General features: G+C 41.1%; 14 protein-coding genes and 1 riboswitch. Of the genes, 1 reads left to right on the top strand and 13 read right to left on the bottom strand.

From position 1 onward, the window contains the following. Positions 1-51: 51 nt before the first annotated feature. The 3 genes from AC1ECB_RS06010 to AC1ECB_RS06000 form a co-directional block, all read right to left on the bottom strand. Positions 52-2793: a molybdopterin-dependent aldehyde oxidoreductase gene (locus AC1ECB_RS06010; protein WP_485667873.1), complete on the bottom strand. Its 2742-nt coding sequence runs from the start codon at positions 2791-2793 to the stop codon at positions 52-54. An 89-nt stretch (positions 2794-2882) separates the two neighbouring features. Continuing rightward, positions 2883-3908, bottom strand: a complete 1026-nt coding sequence (locus tag AC1ECB_RS06005) for a molybdopterin-binding protein (protein WP_485667872.1) — start codon at positions 3906-3908, stop codon at positions 2883-2885. A gap of 417 nt (positions 3909-4325) precedes the next feature. Continuing rightward, positions 4326-6374 (bottom strand): sigma-54-dependent Fis family transcriptional regulator, encoded by a 2049-nt coding sequence (locus AC1ECB_RS06000; RefSeq protein ID WP_485667871.1) that lies wholly within the window; start codon positions 6372-6374, stop codon positions 4326-4328. Positions 6375-6556: 182 nt separating this feature from the next. Continuing rightward, a riboswitch (molybdenum cofactor riboswitch) is annotated at positions 6557-6671 on the bottom strand. 218 nt (positions 6672-6889) lie between these two features. On the opposite strand from AC1ECB_RS06000, the gene AC1ECB_RS05995 reads away from it, so the two are divergent. Next, a complete protein-coding gene (locus AC1ECB_RS05995) occupies positions 6890-7915 on the top strand; it encodes a molybdopterin-binding protein (protein ID WP_485667870.1) in 1026 nt (341 codons plus the stop codon). Positions 7916-8230: 315 nt separating this feature from the next. On the opposite strand, the gene AC1ECB_RS05990 is transcribed toward AC1ECB_RS05995, so the two are convergent. The 10 genes from AC1ECB_RS05990 to AC1ECB_RS05945 form a co-directional block, all read right to left on the bottom strand. Beyond that, entirely contained in the window at positions 8231-9127 is an 897-nt protein-coding gene (locus AC1ECB_RS05990) for an alpha/beta fold hydrolase (RefSeq protein WP_485667869.1), read from the bottom strand. A gap of 100 nt (positions 9128-9227) precedes the next feature. Beyond that, positions 9228-10133 carry a class I SAM-dependent methyltransferase gene (locus AC1ECB_RS05985; RefSeq protein ID WP_485667868.1) on the bottom strand — a complete coding sequence of 302 codons (906 nt, stop codon included), beginning with the start codon at positions 10131-10133 and terminating at the stop codon, positions 9228-9230. A 50-nt stretch (positions 10134-10183) separates the two neighbouring features. After that, positions 10184-11533: a coproporphyrinogen-III oxidase family protein gene (locus tag AC1ECB_RS05980; RefSeq protein ID WP_485667867.1), complete on the bottom strand. Its 1350-nt coding sequence runs from the start codon at positions 11531-11533 to the stop codon at positions 10184-10186. Positions 11534-11567: 34 nt separating this feature from the next. Continuing rightward, a complete protein-coding gene (locus AC1ECB_RS05975) occupies positions 11568-12410 on the bottom strand; it encodes an alpha/beta fold hydrolase (protein WP_485667866.1) in 843 nt (280 codons plus the stop codon). A gap of 48 nt (positions 12411-12458) precedes the next feature. Next, complete coding sequence (locus AC1ECB_RS05970; RefSeq protein WP_485669289.1) at positions 12459-12590, bottom strand: hypothetical protein; 132 nt, start codon at positions 12588-12590, stop codon at positions 12459-12461. A 133-nt stretch (positions 12591-12723) separates the two neighbouring features. Beyond that, complete coding sequence (locus AC1ECB_RS05965; RefSeq protein WP_485667865.1) at positions 12724-13203, bottom strand: SDR family NAD(P)-dependent oxidoreductase; 480 nt, start codon at positions 13201-13203, stop codon at positions 12724-12726. A 13-nt stretch (positions 13204-13216) separates the two neighbouring features. Then, the gene (locus AC1ECB_RS05960) at positions 13217-13717 is read right to left on the bottom strand and encodes a hypothetical protein (RefSeq protein ID WP_485667864.1); all 501 of its coding nucleotides are present in this window, start codon (positions 13715-13717) and stop codon (positions 13217-13219) included. A 126-nt stretch (positions 13718-13843) separates the two neighbouring features. Further along, on the bottom strand, positions 13844-14878 hold the full coding sequence (locus AC1ECB_RS05955) for a hotdog family protein (protein WP_485667863.1): 1035 nt from the start codon (positions 14876-14878) through the stop codon (positions 13844-13846). 20 nt (positions 14879-14898) lie between these two features. Then, positions 14899-16188 (bottom strand): beta-ketoacyl-[acyl-carrier-protein] synthase family protein, encoded by a 1290-nt coding sequence (locus tag AC1ECB_RS05950; protein WP_485667862.1) that lies wholly within the window; start codon positions 16186-16188, stop codon positions 14899-14901. Positions 16189-16192: 4 nt separating this feature from the next. Beyond that, on the bottom strand, positions 16193-17038 hold the full coding sequence (locus AC1ECB_RS05945) for a beta-ketoacyl synthase N-terminal-like domain-containing protein (protein WP_485667861.1): 846 nt from the start codon (positions 17036-17038) through the stop codon (positions 16193-16195). Between the last annotated feature and the right edge of the window lie 59 nt (positions 17039-17097).

The raw sequence follows: 17097 nt of genomic DNA, 5'->3' as shown, positions 1-17097 counted from the left end.
CAGTCTAATTTTAGAATACTACATTTTTTATATTCGCTTATTTACCGCTAATTACTTTTTAGCAGCGAGTGCGTCCAGGCCTGCTTTAATTTTTTCCGGCAATGCAGGTACTGAGTAAATACGTACGCCGCAGGCATTATAAATGGCGTTAAGAATAGCCGGATGTGGAGCTGTCAACGGTCCTTCACCTACGCCAGCTGCACCATATGGTCCGTTCTCACGCGGGGAGATATTGTAGATGATTTCCATATCATCCGGAATATCCTTAATAAACGGCAGGCCGCAACCAACAAGGCTGGTATGTTTTTTGAGGTCTTCAAAGTCTTCAGTAAGAGCAAGACCGATACCTTGGGCCAAACCGCCGTAGACCTGGCCATCGCAGGTTGTTTTATTGGTAAGTGTTCCAATATCCTGAACAGTTACAAACCGGACTACGGTTGCCTTACCGGTCTTCATATCAACTTCTACTTCAGGCATAAAGACTGCATACATGTAAATGGCAAATGGGTCACCTTGCATGGTTTCCAGATCGCAGTCAGTGCACATGGATGCCGTCCATGAACCATCATAGTGGAGAGGAATTTTTTCAGCTACCATTTCGTCGTAAGTCCGGAACGTGCCGTCAGGTTTACGCATAGCATTGACCAGCATTTCACTGGCAACCCTCGTGGCGTTACCAGTCATAACGTTTTGACGGCTGCCGCCGGATGGACCGCTGGCTGGTGTAAAGGCCATATCATTCATGACAAGCTTAATTTGATCAGGAGTAATCCCCATCTGACGGAAGGTTTCATGAGCATGTGTCAAAGTTGCAAGGTCGGCACCTTGACCATGATCCTGCCAGGAATTACCAACAGTTATTGTGCCGTCCGGATTAAGTTCTGTCCAAGCATGCGAACTGTCCGCGCCATCCAGACCGCAACCATATATTCCGAGTGATAAGCCAACGCCGCGTTTCTTTTCAGGGGTTGAAAGTTCTTTACAACGTATCTTGGCTTCTTCCCAGTAAGGACGGATTTTATCAAGCATTTCCGGCAGGCAGAATACTTCCGGTACCTGGCCGGTTGGTGTGGTAGCACCAGGGCGATATACATTCTTATAGCGCAATTCCAATGGATCCATGCCAAGTTTTTCGGCCAGCTCATCAATGCAGATTTCTGATGACAAGAAGGCTTTAGGCGAGCCGTAGGCGCGGAATGCAGATCCCCAGCCATGGTTGGTGCACACGCACTGGCCTTTACCGCGGATGTTCGGAATATCATAACCAGCACCGGTAAACTGACCTTGACGGATGCAGTTCAGGTCACCGAATTCACTGTACGGACCATGATCCAGCCACCATTTGGTTTCCATTGCCAAAATTTTACCTGTTTTATCAGCAGCCAGTTTCGTTTTAACAAGTGCAGGTGAACGCTTGCCTGTATAAGTAATTTGCTGGAACATATTGAAGACAAGAGAAACAGGCTTACCATCGCAAGCAAGACAGGCAACACCCAGTAAAGCTTCATTTGTTGGACTAAATTTGTAGCCAAAAGTAGCACCAGTCGGGTTAGCTAAAAGGCGGCATTTCTCCGGTTCAATACCAATACCGGCGACAATCATGGCATGATGCAAGTGTAATGCAATACTCTTAGAATGAATAGTCAGGCGACCTTCTTCATCAATATAGGCACTGCCGCAATCAGGCTCAAGCGGAAGATGCGGCTGACGGCTGCAGTAGGTTTCGACTTCTGCAGTAACAACATCTGCGCGATCCATAAATGGTTTAGTGTCTTCGCCTTTTACCACACCAGTCTCAAAGTAAATATTAGGAGTTCCGGGATGGATTTCAATAGCATCAGGTGCCATTGCGGCAGGAGCACTCATGTATGCCGGCAATACTTCAAGATCAACCTTTACTGCTTTAGCTGCTGCTTTGGCATGTTCTTCCGTATCTGCGGCAACTATGGCAATAGCATCACCAAACTGGAATACTTTCTCATCGCAAAGAATGGGGCGATCCCAGCCGTCACCTTTATTAGTCGGGAAAGTGATCAGACCGGAAATCCGGTTTTTACCTTTAACGTCTTTATGGGTGATTACTTTATATACACCAGGCATTTTCTCGGCTTCCGAGTAGTCAATGCCTTTAATATTCGCATGAGATACCTCTGCTTGAACAAGAGCTAACCGCAAAGTGCCTGTAGGCATTTGCAGCGCAACATCGGCGCCAAAATCCCAGGTACCGGTAACTTTCTGCAAGGCAGACGGACGAATATAGGTTGTGCCGTAAATTTTGTTGCCGACAGGTTTGAAAATCAGTTCTTCTTTGCGCATTTCCCCGCGAAGAATACTAGCAGCTGCCATAACAGCATCGACTAAAGGTTTATAACCTGTGCAGCGGCAGGCATTGCGGTGTTTTTGGAACCATGCGCGAATATCTTCTCTAGTGGGGCTGGGATTCTCATCAAGCAATACTTTCGCTGATAAAATAAATCCAGGACTGCAGAAACCGCATTGAGCGCAGCCATAGGCCATCCAGGCAACTTGCAGCGGATGGAGGTTAGTAGGTGTAGCCAATCCTTCAATGGTTGTAATATTGGCTTCATCAGGAACCTTTTTCATCTTCGTGACGCAAGACCGTATTACCCGGCCATCCATAATAATTGAACAAGTCCCGCATTGCCCTTGATTACAGCCAACCTTGCAACCAGTCAACAGCAGTTGTTCCCGGAGCACACTAGCCAAACTGGCATCCAGATCAACAATTAGCGTTCTGGGCAAACCATTGATAATCAGAGTTTTCTTTTGCATCTGCTCTCTCGTCTCCCTTATTATTCAATAATCTATATTTCAGGGGATTTCTTCATCCCCGAAATACGCATAACCTTACTGTGCAGCTATTAGTAACCTTTGCCAAAGCTGCATTCGGGATAGCGGCATTCTTCACATACAAGACACAACCCGCCATAGCCAAACTTTGTTATATCTTTCCTGGACAGTACTTCTCCAGCCAGTATGCGGGGGACCACTAAATCAAATATCGTACTTTTATGATACATTACACAGCCAGGCAATCCAAGAACCGGAACAGTTCCTAAATAAGCCAGCATAAACATTGCACCAGGCAGAGTAGGTGCTCCATATATAACAATCTCACCGCCTGCCGCCCTGATACCGGAAGGTGTTACATCATCCGGATCGACAGACATGCCGCCGGTAGTCACAATCATATCGGCGCCTGCGGCGCGCAAACTATGAATGGCCTCTGCAATCATAGAAATATCATCCGGTACAAACACTTGCTGTAAAATAGAACTGCCTAACTGTTCAAATTTATCTGTCAATACCGTGCCGAAACAATCCTTTATTCGACCATGATATACTTCACTGCCGGTAGTTACCACTCCCACCTTGCAGGCCTTTAAAGGTTTAACCTCCACAACCGGGTAATAGTCAATACCAATCTGCTCAATTTGTCGAAGCTTAGCTGCGTTAATCACCAATGGAATAATTTTACAGCCCGTAACCTTTTTCCCTGCATTCACCACCTGGTTAGTGTGTAAAGTAGCTGCAGCCACTTGGTCAATATCGTTGATTTTTTCCAGGGCTTCGACATTTACTTTTAGCAGTCCAAGAGTATTGGCTCTTATTTCAACCTTGCCTTCTGAGGCCTCATTCAAGGCCAGACCTGGCCCGGCTACGGCCTTAGCAAATCTGGTTGCCGCATCATTTTCATGAATTGTCTGCGCATTTACTTCCCAGACATAAATATTTTCCTTGCCAATATCCAGTAGTCGCGGAATATCTTCCTTACAGATTACATGGCCCTTCCTAAATGCTTTGCCTTTACGTTTTCCTGGGATAATTTCAGTAATATCATGACAAAGAACCATACCTTCTGCCTGATATACAGGAACTGCTCTCATTGATCTTCCTCCTTAGCTAATTCCAATCTGCATATATAGCCTCTTGCAACACTAGAGCGTTCTAGAATGTTCCAAAATGTCCTAGAATTATTTTAGAGCAATTTCGAAATTATATAATTGCAAGATTTATGCCAATTTTGACTATTTTTCAAAAATACAATCAGTGCCATTTATTCTCTATTATTCACCTCCTCTCCACACGGACATTTTTTTTATTCGGAATACATTATCCCATATTTATGGCTATAAGTAGCTTTTTAAGCCAAATAAATTACTTTAATTACCATTAATTTTTCTTTGCAAAATAATAAATATAAGCGTGTACTAGACACATAATAACAATACTTCTCTCTCTCTCAGTCTAATATGTGTACCTAAATATGTGCATAATTGTGATGCAAAAGTGACACTTATGCACTATTTGTATATTTCATACTGTTTCATTTTTCGGTACAAGGTATTTCGCGAAACTCCCATGCTGCGCGCTGTCAGACTAACATTTCCTCGATGGTTGAAAAGCAATTCCAGTATTTCCTGTCTTTCATGCTCTTCAAGCATGAAGCGTCGCCCCTGTCGCCCCTCTCTCCCGCAAAAAGATTCTGCAGCATGATAATTTGAAGAAACCACATTTTCGCTATCTGTATTTGCTGGTTGCCAATTACAAATTTCTTTCGGTAAATTCCCGAGATTTACCACCTGCCCTTCTGTCAGACTAACAATTCGCTCCACCACATTCTGGAGTTCACGCACATTTCCTGGCCAGTCGTATCGTACAATTCGGTCAATAACCTCCGGACTAACCAAAAAGTTCCGGTCATGCTTATCCTGCTTTTCTAAAAAATAGTTAAACAATGCTACGATATCATCGGAACGTTCCCGCAGCGGCGGTATTGTGATCGATATAACATCTAACCGATAATATAGATCTTTGCGAAAGGTCCCCTTTTCTACTTCTTTCAATAAACTTTTATTGGTAGCACAAATCACCCTGACATCAACAGGGATTACCTTATCACAGCCAATTCGATTTACTTTTCTCTCCTGCAATACACGCAGCAACGCTACTTGCTGTTCCAACGGCATATCGCCAATTTCATCCAAAAACAGCGTTCCGCCGCAGGCGAGCTCGAATTTACCTGGCTTCCCCCCACGCTTAGCCCCAGTAAAGGCACCCTCCGCATAGCCAAATAGTTCACTGCCAATAAGTTCCCTGGGTATAGCCCCGCAGTTTACAGCTATGAAGGGTCCGGTGTTACGTTCACTTCGATTGTGGATAGCCTGAGCAAATATTTCTTTTCCTGTACCGCTTTCGCCTTGAAGCAATACGCTGGATAGTGAGTTTGCGGCAAGTGAGGCTATCCGGACAGCTTCCAGAATAGCTTTACTTTCGCCAATAATGTCGCTAAACTGTAAAGTCCCATAGTTTCCGCTAAACCGGTTCACCAAATTTTGAATTTGTTTAATGGGCCGTAGAATAATAACACCGCCTGTCACTGCTCCCTGTTCATCGGTAACAGGCTCCCCTGATGCCCAAAAATGACTAATCTCACCGTTGATGTCAAGCATGATTTCAGTGTCTGCGCAGGATTCTTTACACATTAGCATTCTTCTAACAAAGGAATTTTTAGCTCCTAAGATGCTTTCTACCTGAATTCCACGCGTATCCTCAATGTCATTTATGCCAATGCCAAGTATATTTTTGGCAACAGGGTTCAGTTCGCTAATAACACCATTATTGTCAACCATAATTACGCCATCAGACATAGTATTGAAAATACTTGTCAACCGATTATTAATTACACTTAGTTCTTTATTTTTTTTTCTAATACCTAGCTGAGCCATAATTGCTTCCGCTGCAGCCATCACCATCCCCAGTGTATGTAAATGAGCAGCCTCTGATTTGCCTGAAACATCAAGAATTCCTATAACTGTCCCTTTCTCGTCAATGATCGGGGCTGCCGAACAGGTCAAACAGTGATGTTTGCGGCAGTAATGCTCAGATCCTGAAACCTGAATTGATTGCCCTGTAATCAATGCTGTACCAATAGCGTTAGTACCAGCTTCGGCTTCACTCCAATTCGCACCTTGAAAAAAACTCGCCGTCATTGGGTTTGTCAAGGTATCCTTATCGCCAAAAATTTCCATAATATAACCACGTGTATCGGTTAGTGCCACAACAAAACCAGAGCCTGCGACAATCTGGTACAAGTTTTCCATAAAGGGTTTGGCAATAATAATAAGATCCCGGTTTTTTCGCAACATAACCTGAAGACTGGCAATTTCCAATTGGCGATGAATGCTATCATCATTGGGATTAACCTTGGCTTGACGGCACCTTATCCATGAATCCCAAATTTCTGGTCTGATAGAATAATTATAATTCTTGTCAGTACTTTTTAGCGTGGCTGTAAAATTTAGCCATCCGTCCCAGGTACTATCAATAGAGTTTTCGGCATACACAGCCATAAGTCACCCTCCTGTCTAAATTTTAACGTAACATCAGGTCCTGCAAATAAAGAAAATACGGCTTGTGCCAATCTTTTTACTAAGCAGCAGCCGCTGTTGTCCTCGTTCCGGTTTTAAAAAAGTTATGCTTATAGGGAAAATAAAAAGACAGAGCACGCAAAAAAAGGAGAGCGCTCTGCCTCAAATAGTAGCACTTACTCCTTTCCGCAACGGGAGGCTTACCGGTTTCCTGGTAAACCCAACGATCTGGTTGTCGTAGTTTCCATTAGACTACCAGATTCGGAGTTAATGAATATTCTGTTATTCATCAATATTATTCGTTACTAGCGATTAAAATCCTGCCTCATCGATGAAATATTCTCCAACGAGTTACATTTATCTGTCTAATGCGATATTTGAAAATTATAACCAGTGTGCATAGTGCCATTTCCCTTTGCTGCACTTTGCTTTTTTATTTATAATATAAATAGTACAGCTTGTTCTAGGTACTTTCATAATTATAAGGAGTTGAGCGGATGAAAGTCGTATCAGTATACGAAGCGGAAGGTATGGTAATGTGCCATGACATTACAGAGATTGTTCCCGGAAAGTCAAAAGGCCGGGCATTTAAAAAAGGTCATGTAGTAAAGAGCGAGGACATACCTAAACTACTAAATTTAGGGAAAGAGCACTTATATGTCTGGGAAATAAATGAGAATGCTTTGCATGAAAATGCTGCAGCAATTAGAATCGCCGAAGCCGTTGCCGGCCAAGGCATTACCTTGACAGAGCCAGTGGAAGGCAAGGTTGAACTTAGAGCGAAAATGGCGGGTCTGTTAAAAATTAATACCAGTGCATTAGAAAAAATAAACGACATTGATGAAATAGTGTTGGCTACCATTCATTCAAATCAGATGGTCGGTGCCGGAGACGTTATTGCCGGCAGCCGGGTTGTTCCTCTGGTAATTAATACTGACAAAATACGCAATGTGGAAAAAATAGGTGAGGCGTTTTTCCCAATCGTGGAGATCAAACCGTTAAGATCGCTAAAGGTAGGAGTCGTTACCACCGGCAGCGAGGTTTATCATGGACGCATACAAGATCAGTTTGGCCCTGTTATACAGAGAAAAATAACGGAATTAGGCAGTCAAATTTTACGGCAGATCTTTTCTGATGATAATGTTGCGATGATTTCTGAGTCCATCCTAACGTTAATCAAAGAAGGGGCCGAAATGATTATAACCACCGGCGGGATGTCGGTTGACCCGGATGATGTAACCCCTGCGGGAATTAAAGAGGCCGGCGGCTGTGTCATTGCTTACGGAGCACCAGTACTTCCGGGGTCAATGTTTATGCTTGCCTGTATCGGCGATATTCCGGTATTAGGTTTACCCGGTTGCGTGATGTATCACAAAACAACAATATTTGATTTGCTTGTTCCTCGTATTTTAGCAGGAGAGGAAATTACCCGGAAAGACATTACTCGCTTGGCCCATGGGGGATACTGTTTCAATTGTGATTTGTGCCAATACCCTCATTGCACTTTTGGTAAAGGCAGTTAGGTGATGAATGTCAATTTTTACTCTTTGCAACTACGTACCATCGTCCATCTGCTTTAGCGAAGGTTACCGGTATCTGGGATTTTGGTGCTGATGTTATGCTTCAAATGCCGCCTGGAACACTTTAGGCGCGACTTCACCGGAATGAGCGAACTAACCAAACTTACAACGAAGTTAACCCAGGATTAAAATATTATCCTCGTTATAACCTTTTAAAACACTAGCAACCCTTTGGTTAACATTAATTGATAACCAAAGGGTTTGCTAGTGTTTCAGTTCCGGACTGTATAAGAAACTGTAATTTTGAATTTCAGTTATTCATTTTTCCACCTTGTGTATTCTCAGCAACGTTTCCGCCAATTCCTCCGGTGCTACGAAAAATGGAGAATGGCCCGTATTTAATTCACACACTAGTGTATTGGGAAATCCGGCAAGCATTTGTTTTTGCAAATCAGGAGGTATTGCATTATCTTTAAGAGTTTTAATATACACTTTGGGAACACTCCCCCACTTTTGAGGGGTTATATTAAGGGGTTTAACAAAGACCTTGGGAATGTTAGCACCTGTTACATGTACCTGCTCACTCAGCGCCTCTGCCGACTCAGCTGAAAGGTGATTTAAGGCAAATTTTATATCCTGTTCTACACAATCATTATAAAAGAGAGATTTTGCATATTCTGGCTTTAGCGTCATACTCTTTCCATCTGCAGATGGTATAAACGCCCGCATATATTCAGCAGCCAAGTCAGCAGGCAACACAGAACTTATCGATTGTCCATTTTGTAATAAAAATGCTGCAAGGTATACTAATTTTTTTATCTTGTGCGGTCGATATTCAGCAGCCTCGGAAATAATACAGCCTGCCATACTATGTCCGACCAAGATAACCTTTCCCGGCTGTTCATCAATAACTTGAATGACTTTATTAACATATGTTTCTAAATTCTGGTCGGCAATAGGGGAATGGTCTTGACCATGTCCCGGTAAATCAATTGCGATTACTCTATGACCTGACATTCTTAAAATTGGTACTACCTTGTCCCAACACCATGCTCCATGCCATGCTCCATGGACTAATATATACGTTTCATGTTGCTGTCCGCTTGACAAAGGCGGGGACGTTGTACCAGTCATGGCTGCGAAGCCAGTCACTGACTGGAAGATAAAACACAAGGCCACGATTATAGCTATATCTCTAAAAAAATTTTTAACCATCTCTACCACTCCTTGTATGATTAAGGTCAATTCAATGTCAACCTGCAACAGTGGACGTCATTCTCCATGTTCAATTTCTTCAGATAAGATCACCTCAGTGCTATTCAACCACTGCCCACGCAAAGTGCATATTCTCCCACGCATAATAACCATCTGTGCGTCCCTGGAAGTAACGCTTTTGGATATCGGCCGGGCTTAAGTCTTGATGGAGGTGGAAGCCCAAAGGTGCAAGATCTGCGGCAAGCGTGGATGGGTCGAATCCCGTTTTTATCGGTTCACCCTGTTTCTGGGCATACTCTAACATAGTTCGAATACGTTTCGGAGCTCTCTCAGGATAAAATGCGTCAGTATCTAAGTAATCAAAAACAACCCCGCTGCCCGCGGGAGCGATTTTTGCGATGTCACGCAACGTAGTGAATATCTCGTCGCGGGTCAAATATATGGTGACTCCCAACCAACTAAAAAAGCTTACGATCTGCGGATCATACGCTGAGTGCGCGAGTGCCGCTACTAGATTCTCCTGTGTAAAATCCACCGGTACAAGGTGCAGTTGCGCCGGTTGCTCCCAGCCCAACGCAGCAAGGCGCTGGCGCTTAAGGGCTTGTGTGGCGGGATGGTCAACCTCGAACACCTGAAGTTGTTTCAATGTCTTCAAATGTCGAAACGCGTATGTATCCATTCCCGCCCCTAGAATTACATATTGTTGTACTCCCTGCTTGATAGACTGCTCAAGGCATTCTTCCGCATATTGCGAACGACTGCAGGCAATGGACACGGGTAAAAAGGTTTTCATCGCCCATGCCAGGGCGGTGGCCGGATCATGGTACTGAGCAGAAATTCTTTGGACGGTTGACGTTAAACGCACGTCGAAGTTTGCACATACCTCATCCCCAATCAATTGATGGGCAAGAAAGTCATCAAATATCTTGGGGGTGTCATGTACAGCATGATAACCCCGGCAGTAGGCAATAAGCAGTGCCATACGGCTGGCCTTGTTCTCTTCCATTGCTCACCCTCCTCATTACATATTCAGCAAACTAAATTAAACAAATTTTTTTATATAATACTTGGTATAGTGACTCTTATTCTACCTAACGTATTCCACATTCTATCGGTAAACACGATGTTTTCAGTGTCCTTCTCAATAAATTTCCTTTTTTTCATATCGTCTAAAACTTTAAAGTACAATTCATTTATGGATGTATTAAAGTATTCAAAGAATCTTTGTCCAACTAATTTTTGAAAATTTGCTGCCGAACGATGCATATATATAATTCTATATAAAATAAACCGTTCGAAATTCTGCTGTTGCGTCACTTTGTAACCGGCCAACACAGGAGAATTGTTTTTATTAAGAGCGGCAATATACTTTTTGACATCATAATTATTATAAGTCTCTCCCTCATCAATCATCGTTCCGGCACCGGCACCTAAACCGACTACTCTCGTTTCTGTTGAAACATATTTATGTAGAGTAGATCTCTTATTATAGAACATAGGATGTTCTTCCCTCGTATATTGGTGTGCCGTTAGTTTTTTTTCTGCTAAGGCATCATATTCTAACAACCTTTTATAATGAGCCGGCACCGTAAAGTCTTCTTTTTTCTGAAGTTCTTTACTCAAGGGAGTATTTTCAACAATTTTCAGTGCATATAAAGTCAATTGCTGCAAATTCTTAAACTTACATAATTCATCTAAATCCTCTTCAAACTCGTCTTGAGATTGCCCGAGTAATCCATAAATCATATCAACATTGACTATAAAACCATATTCCAATAACAAATTAATAGCATTCTTGGCTTTTTCCGCAGTATGAGGGCAACCATTTTCTTGCAGTAAATGATCGTGGAAAGTTTGAATTCCCATGCTAACCCGATTAAATCCAGCGCTTTTTAAAGCATCTGCCTTATTTTCAGTAAATGTTGTCGGATTCCCTTCAAAGGACCATTCCGCCCCGCTTTCAAATGAAAAACTGTTTAGGATAACTTCAGAGATTCTTTTAATTTCATCAACACTAAGCAAGGTTGGAGTTCCGCCCCCAAAGTGCAGAAGACTAAATGTGGTTGATTTAATATAAGGAGTATCTTTTATTGCCATTATTTCCTTTTCTAAGGCAGCTAGATATTCGGATACTAATGCCGGATTATATGGATCGGTATAATAGGGACAATACTCGCATCTGGTGTGACAAAAGGGAATATGCACATATAGGCCATTTTTCGTGTGTGGATATTTATTTTCTTTACTAAACAGTATTTCTCGGAATTTAGGTATTACATTCATTGACCAGTTCAGTTGTCCCAGGCGCGAACGAATGTCAAACATTTCTGTATAACTTTTTTTCGCAAAATTCTCTAAAAACTTTTCCCTTTCCACCGGATTTTCAAGATTCATTTTAAAATCCATTTTAACACTTCCCTTACATAATTTTTATAATTATTTAATTTTTTATAAGGTCGGTTAAGTACAATTTCATATAATGATTTACTTCCTCATATTTTTCGATAAACGAAGCATGACCGCAATTTGCTAGTATATAATGCGTAGAATTTTTTATTTTGGCTACAATTTCTTCTTGGCAAGGCAGGGGAAAGATAAAATCCTTTTCACTGCCCATGATCAAGGCCGGAACGGATATTTTTTCCAATACAGCTTCTAAATCCGGATGGTTTTTAATGGCCTTCAATAATGACTGAAAGGATTTAATATTTTGATTGTATTTTGTATAATAGCGAAGTACATCCCTTTCCATGCTCGAAACTTTTTCAAGATATTCTTGCGAATGATGCCACGGATAAATAAACATAAATAGATTTTCCAAGCTTACGCCTTCCTCTAAAAGCAGCGATAAACCTCGGACCAGTTTTTCAGCGTGCATGTATGGTTTTACTCCGGTATTTAATAAGATCAAACCATTAATGTCCTCTTGAAATCTGTACGTAAACCAAAGTCCGATCATGCCGCCAACAGAGTAACCCACTACATAAATCTTCTCAAATCCTTCTTCATCCACAATTTCCCTGCCGGCGTTAACTATATCTTCAAATCCAAATTCTTGTTCAGTTTTTTCAACTGAGCCACCCATTCCGGGATAGTCAAAGAATATCATTTTGTAATTATCGCGAAAATACGGATAGCGTTGTTGTTTGATCCACGATTCATTGCCAATATAAAGACCATTAAAAAACAACAGGCAATTTGTAGAGTTTTCATTACCGCATACATAATAACTTATTGTTCTTTTATCACTTTCCTTAAATTTTTGACTAACATTTTTTCTCATTTTTATGACACATCAATTCTTTTTTACTATTAATTCCAATTAAATATGTTACTGTTCTTTAATTGTTTGCCCAAAACCGCCATCAATAATAATATTTGAGCCGTTTTCAAATACATGATTATTATTCGTTAAAAATGAGATAAAATCAGCTATTTCCTCAGCTTTGGCATAGCGTCCCAGCGGAATTCTTTGCAGCGATAGTCATTATACCATGGTGATTTTTTTATTAAGTCGGTTGCCACCGGTCCGGGAGAAATAGCATAATACTTGATTTTATCGCCGTTTTTATCACTACTTATTTGTTTTGTCCATTCTATAAGCATGGCTTTAGAAACAGATAGGCTAATTGACCCTTCCGCGGCCTAACTCCCGATATACTACCTAAATTAACGACAGTGGCAGAATTTGAGGCTTTTAGTTTTTCCACAAAAGCGTTATACACTGCTACAGCACCAAAGTAGTTGGTCTGAAGAACCTTACACCAATCCTCTACCTTGATCTGGTAAATTAAATTATCTTTTAACACGCCGGCATTATTAACAAGTATATCCAGTCGTTCGAACTGGAACCTTCTTGCAGCTTCGTCAATTTGTCCTCTGACAGTAACATCAAATTCAAGAATTTCACCTTTCCCACCGGCACACACAATATTTTCCAATAGAGGGATAGCACTATTTTTATTGCGGCAGTTGATATAAACATAATGCCCGTTTAAAGCCAGCTTTTTGCTGATTGCCGCACCGATTCCCCGATTTCCCCCTGTTATCAACGCAATTTTTCTATTTGTATCCATTCTTCTTTTCCTCTCAGATGGATAATTCCTGGGCAGTTACATACAGATTATTTTCTTCAAGTGTCCATAGCAAAAAAGATTCTAATTTTTTATAATATTTTTCTTTGCTGATTTTGATTATATTAACGTTAATTGTCTTTTTGGCCAACTCTAACGCGGTTACTTTCCCGATTGTCTCCAACCCGGCACTAAAAGAATGCAATTGGCGAATATTTTCCAGATTTTTATAACCATCATTTTGCAAAATTAACGGAGTTGTATCTAAAAGCCATATTTTACTTACTCTGTGACGAATAGTAGGCAAATAAATCATTTTTATAAAGATGAAGATTTTTTGTAAAAGATTGTCTAGTTCCTTTTCCGCCACGCCGGTCGAACATTTATATAATAAGGGGTAAATAATAATGTTGGGGATCGGCATAAGGCTGGATATTAACTCCTGGATTGTGTCCCCTGCGGCAAGATTAATAATTTTTACGTTTTCCATGGATGAAGGACCATTTACCGAATTCATACCGTCCTGGTCGAATAAACAAAGAGTATCCCCTGAGTGGAATTAGCGGGGAGAAATTCAAATTCTTCTTCCGGGCTACCCAAAAAAACATATAAAAATTTTATTTTCATTTTTCCCTCCCTTCACCTACCACCACTGGAACGGTTCTGATATATTTTCAGTAAGCATTCTGTCGAAGTCTTCCCGGTCCACTAATTTATGATAGGGTGATTTTCGCACGATAAACTCCTTAGCATGAAAAATGGCTCCTGCCGAATCAAAAGAATAAATATTGCTTACCATATCATCATTGATAGCAACACATTCCACAAATACCTTTACCTTTCCTAATGCGGGATGTGTTCTGTAAAATTCTAATTCCTGGCCGCCGATTGGCAGTCTGCCAATAAGATTAATGATTCTTGAAAAAAACACCGCTGATTGCAAACAGGAGTCATTGCCAAGGGGAGAGGTTAAAAAAGCCGACTCTTGCCCGAGAATATAGTTTCTTTCTTTGTCAAGACAATCGTACTCGCCAATAAAATAATTTTTGTTCTCGCTCACGGCAAAACGAGCACATGAACTTTGGAACAAAGGCCCCAGAGACGGGAAATATTTCACGTAGTACTGATTTTTAGGCAAATGATAATAATGATAAGCGCAATCAGGTATATTCAGCTTACGCGGTTGCGGGGAAACAGCGGAAAGGATTACTTTGGAGACGGCATTAAGCCTTGTTCCAATAGCTATATTAGACTTATTAACCCTTGGAGAGGTAATTTCAATTTCTAATTCAATATCCTTACCCCTCTCAGTAACTTGTTTGAACACAAATTCTGCATTCAGCGCCCCACCCGGCGGCATAGCCAACGCACGTAAAATAGAAAAATCAATAAGTCTCGCCGGTTTTAAGTCTTTTACATCCTGGTTCCTATAATGCTCACAATAGTACAATGCCGCTTCAAATAAAAGTTCCATGATCATGGTAGCGGGAACAAAGGAATTAGTTCCAAAAACATGATCTTTCAAATAAATGTGATGAGAAGAATCTATATTTAAATGTAAACCGATTGTTCCCCCATAATTAATAAAACTTCCCACTTTGTTTTTTAAATGCGGATACTTATCTGCATTTAAAAAATGATTATCAGAGTATTCTTTAACTTGGGCAATATCATACATATTACAAGTTCCTTTCAGGCTTATTTAAATTTAGCATAGAGAATAGAGGTGTTTTGACCGCCAAAGCCAAAACTGTTGGAAAGTGCATACTTTACCTTTACTTCCCGAGGTTCTCCAGGAACATAGTCCAGATCCAATTTAGGATCACGGTTCCGCCAATTTCTCGTAGGATGAATAACGCTTTCGTTAATACTTTTTATACAAACAATACCTTCAATCGCCGCACTGGCCATGATTGAATGACCAATCATAGATTTGGTGGACGAAATAGGTATGGAATAAGCGTAGTCTTTAAACACATTTTTTATTGCGACTGTTTCTGTCATATCATTCATTTTTGTTGATGTTCCGTGGGCATTTATATATCCAACAGCGGTAGGACAAACTTTTGCCATTTCCAGACAGGCCGTTATGGTAGCCGTACTGACTTTGGCTTCTGGATCGGGATCGGTGGAACGGTAGGCATCGCTTAAATATCCGTATCCCAGAATTTCCGTCAATATATTGACATTTCTTTTTTGGGCTGACTCAAGACTTTCAAGTATCAATATGCCACAACCGCTCCCCATAACGAAGCCGTCCCGATTGGCATCGAACGGTCTGCAGGCTGTCTCCGGATCAGGATTTCTTGTTAACGCTTCCAGACGGGTAAACCCAATCATTGCGTTCAAATTCCAGTTATAAGCACCACCGGCGATAGCCATATCAATATATCCGTGTTTTATCTTTAAAAATGCTTCACCAATGGCACTGTTTCCGGATGCACAAGCTGTAGCTATGCTCAATTGTGGACCGGTTATGTTGTAATTCCGGGCAACAAAATGATTTATGGAATCCGGGTCATCAAACAGTGCCTCTTTCCCAACTTTTTTTGTTTTAAGTAGCATATAATACTTATCATTATTAAAAATGCCATTTTCAGTAGCCTCCGCAAGCAGCGGAGCATATTGATCAATATATTCGATAAAACTCATTTCCCTGTCAGCAATACAAGTTGCAATGCCATCGGTGGATTCCATTTTTCGCGGGTCAAGCTTTGCCTGTCTCAGTGCCTCATACACGGCAATAGAAAATTTTCTAACATCATCATCCTCCGGGATGCGAGAAAAAAAGCATGGATCTTCTTCGCAATAATGCCAGTAGTCAACTTCCGGCAAACAGCCTGCAATTTGCACTATTTCTCCCGTAATTTTTTTACTATTTATTTTTGTAATTCCGTTTTTATTTTTTAAAAGAGAATCCCATAGTAAGTTAACACCAAAACCAAATGGAGTTACCGCTCCCATTCCCGTTACCACTACTCGTCTCATTTTTTTACCTCTTTTTAATAATCAGACTGCAGGTTTCTCCCAAATAACTAAAGACATTAATTAAACAGACTTTATTCTCATTTTCAATTGCTTTGGCTTTGACATACCGTAATTCATCGTCCAAAAAAAGTCTGTCAAAATATAACTGTGGAGCTATAATATTGGCTTGAAGTGCCAAGCAGGCAAAGGCTACTGAGATCGCCCCGGATGCAGCAAGAGTATGTCCTACGTAAGATTGAGCAGTAGTTATAAATGGATTGTCACCAAATAAGTTTTTAATAGCCAAAGCTTCAGCAAAATCCAAATCTGTAATACCACTGGCACTCGCCTGAATAAAGTCAATATCCTTATACTCGATTTTTGCCATTGCCAGGGCCCGGACCATACACTTTTCGAAGTGTTTTGCAATATCTTTAGCGCTATTCCTATTCTTTTTCGTAAAATTAGGTATGTAATAATTGCTATAGCCGATAATTTCGCCATAAATTCCGGCTTTTCTTGTTTGTGCTACGTTTTCTTCTTCAACTATACACAGGCTGCTGCCCTCACTGCATGAAAAACCTTTGCTGTCAAAACAAAACGGCTTCGAATCGGCAAACGACTCACTGACTAAGCCATTTTCACTCAGTCTGCAAAAATAGTCCGCATAAATTTCATCTTCAATACCACCGCAAACAACTCGAATAGCCCGCTCATCTTTTACAGCCAAAAAAGCTTCGCCTATTGCGACAATTCCGCTATTGACTCCATTTACCAGCGTATTACTTAAGCCATGCAAGGAATTTTGAATTGATATTTGTCCCGCCGTAGTATTAGGCAATCTAGTCAGCATCCACAGGGGAGAAAGCAAACGATATCCCTTTGATAACCGGGCATCACAGATAGCAAGCTGTGCGGCAGAACACTATC

This window comes from Sporomusa sp. 246TCP1, from assembly GCF_057319775.1.
The sequence above is the reverse complement of the archived record's forward strand: the minus strand, read 5'-3'. Positions and strand labels throughout refer to the sequence as shown.